General features: G+C 70.7%; 3 protein-coding genes. 2 read left to right on the top strand and 1 reads right to left on the bottom strand.

The annotated features are described in order from the left end of the window. On the bottom strand, positions 1-550 hold a 550-nt coding region (locus D588_RS0116655; protein ID WP_017916784.1), incomplete at its 3' end, for a TetR/AcrR family transcriptional regulator. A gap of 132 nt (positions 551-682) precedes the next feature. Here D588_RS0116655 and D588_RS0116660 point away from each other — a divergent pair. Both D588_RS0116660 and D588_RS0116665 read left to right on the top strand, forming a co-directional pair. Continuing rightward, positions 683-1,846: an isovaleryl-CoA dehydrogenase gene (locus D588_RS0116660; RefSeq protein WP_010341368.1), complete on the top strand. Its 1,164-nt coding sequence runs from the start codon at positions 683-685 to the stop codon at positions 1,844-1,846. A gap of 129 nt (positions 1,847-1,975) precedes the next feature. After that, on the top strand, positions 1,976-2,633 hold a 658-nt coding region (locus D588_RS0116665), incomplete at its 3' end, for a carboxyl transferase domain-containing protein (RefSeq protein WP_017916785.1).

Below are 2,633 nucleotides of genomic sequence, written 5' to 3' on the forward strand. Positions count from 1 at the left end.
TGTCGCGCGGGCCGTCGCGGCTGGGCGCGGTCGGGCCGACCAGCGCCTCGGTGTAGGCGCCGACCAGGCACGCCGCGGCCGCCTCCAGGTCCTGCGCGGGGAACTCGCCCGCGGCCACGCCCTCGGCCAGGATGCCCTTGAACACGTCGCCGAGCAGGCGCCGGCAGCGGATGCGCTCGGCGTCCACCTCCGGCTCCACCGGCTCGGCGATGAAGGCATAGGCCAGCCCGGGGCCGGCCAGGGCGCGGCGCACGAACGAGGCGATGGCGTCGCGCAGGCGCTGCGCGGCCGGGGCCGGTGCGGCGGCGATGGCGCGCAGGATGGTCAGCTCGTGCTCCACGGCGGCGGTCAGCACCTCCACGAACAGTTCGGCCTTGGACGGGAAATGCCGGTAGATCAGCCCGGTGGAGACCCCGGCCTCGGCCGCCACGGCAGTGACCGGGGCACCACGGAAGCCGTCGGCGGCGATCAGCCGGCGCGCCGCCAGCAGGATCCGCTGGCGGTTGCCGGCGAGGCGTTCTTCCATCAGGGCGGAGCGTTTGTAGGCCATGGCGTGATTCTAAGTTCAATTAATGAATTTCTGTTCACTTCTTTGCCGTTCCCGGCTACGCTGGGCGCTCTTGCCCGGCGCGGGTCCGATTCTAGGCGCCGCCGGCCACCCGCCATTCCCGGAGTTGCCGCCATGCTGATGCCGTCGTTGAATTTCGAGTTGGGCGAGGAGGTCGACCTGCTGCGCGACAGCGTCGCCGCCTTCGCCGCGCGCGAGATCGCGCCGCTGGCCGAGCAGGCCGACCGCGACAACGCCTTCCCCGCACCGCTGTGGCGCAAGCTCGGCGAACAGGGGCTGCTCGGCCTCACCGTCGAGGAGGAGTACGGCGGCAGCGCGATGGGCTACCTGGCGCACGTGGTGGCGATGGAGGAGATCTCCCGCGCCTGCGGCGCGATCGGCCTGTCCTACGGCGCGCATTCGAACCTGTGCGTGAACCAGTTGCGCAAGAACGCCAGCCCGGCGCAGAAGGCGCGCTACCTGCCGAAGCTGTGCAGCGGCGAGCACGTCGGCGCGCTGGCGATGAGCGAGCCCGGCGCCGGCTCGGACGTGGTGTCGATGAAGCTGCGCGCCGAGGCGCGCGGCGACCGCTACGTGCTCAACGGCAACAAGATGTGGATCACCAACGGCCCGGACGCCGACGTGCTAGTGGTCTACGCCAAGACCGACCCCAGCGGCGGCGCGCGCGGCATCACCGCGTTCGTGGTCGAGAAGGGCATGCCCGGCTTCAGCACCGCGCAGAAGCTGGACAAGCTCGGCATGCGCGGCTCCAACACCTGCGAACTGGTGTTCCAGGACTGCGAAGTGCCGGCGGAGAACGTGCTGGGCGAGGTCGGCGGCGGCGTGCGCGTGCTGATGTCCGGCCTGGATTACGAGCGCGTGGTGCTGTCCGGCGGGCCGCTGGGGCTGATGGCCGCGGCGCTGGACGTGGTGCTGCCCTACGTGCACGAGCGCCGCCAGTTCGGCGAACCGATCGGCAGCTTCCAGCTGATGCAGGGCAAGCTAGCCGACATGTACGTGGGCCTCAACGCCTGCCGCGCCTACGTGTACGCGGTGGCGCGCGCCTGCGACGCCGGCCGCACCACCCGCCAGGACGCCGCCGGCGCGATCCTCTACGCCGCCGAGAAGGCGACCTGGCTGACCGGCCAAGCGATCCAGGTGTTGGGCGGCAACGGCTACATCAACGACTATCCGACCGGGCGCCTGTGGCGCGACGCCAAGCTCTACGAGATCGGCGCCGGCACCTCGGAGATCCGTCGCATGCTGATCGGCCGCGAGTTGTTCGAGCGGACCAAGTGATGCCGCGCAGGATGCGCATCGGCCGTAAGGCCGTTCCGACGTCAGCGCGTCGGGGCTGATCCCGCAAAAGGGGACAAGAGCCCCTCCCACATCGGCCGCCTGCCCTTTCCTTCTTTCCACGGTTCTGCCATGAGCGCGATCCAGACCCAGTTGCAACCCGGCAGCGACGCCTTCGCCGCCAATGCCGCCGCGCTGCGCGCGGTGGTCGACGACCTGCAAGCGACCCAGGCGCGCATCGCCCTGGGCGGCAGCGAAGCCGCCCGCGCCAAGCACCAGGCCCGCGGCAAGCTGCTGGTACGCGAACGCATCGCCGCCCTGCTCGACCCGGGCAGCGCGTTCCTGGAGATCGCGCCGCTGGCCGCGCTGGGCCTGTACGACGACGAGGTGCCGTGCGCCGGCGTGGTTGCCGGCATCGGCCGCGTCTCCGGCGTGGAATGCGTGATCGTCGCCAATGACGCCACGGTCAAGGGCGGCACCTACTACCCGATCACGGTGAAGAAGCACCTGCGCGCGCAGGAGATCGCCCAGCAGAACCGCCTGCCGTGCATCTACCTGGTCGATTCCGGCGGCGCGTTCCTGCCGCTGCAGGACGAGGTGTTTCCCGACCGCGACCACTTCGGCCGGATCTTCTACAACCAGGCCAACCTGTCGGCGCAGGGCATCGCCCAGATCGCCTGCGTGATGGGCTCGTGCACCGCCGGCGGCGCCTACGTGCCGGCGATGAGCGACGAGACGGTGATCGTGCGCGAACAGGGCACCATCTTCCTCGGCGGCCCGCCGCTGGTGA

Source organism: Xanthomonas sp. SHU 308, from assembly GCF_000364645.1.
Classification (GTDB): Bacteria; Pseudomonadota; Gammaproteobacteria; order Xanthomonadales; family Xanthomonadaceae; genus Xanthomonas_A; species Xanthomonas_A sontii.

Bases quoted from the DNA above. Each gene is read 5' to 3' on its own strand.
- D588_RS0116660 (WP_010341368.1), top strand. From the start codon at position 683: ATGCTGATGCCGTCGTTGAATTTCGAGTTGGGCGAGGAGGTCGACCTG.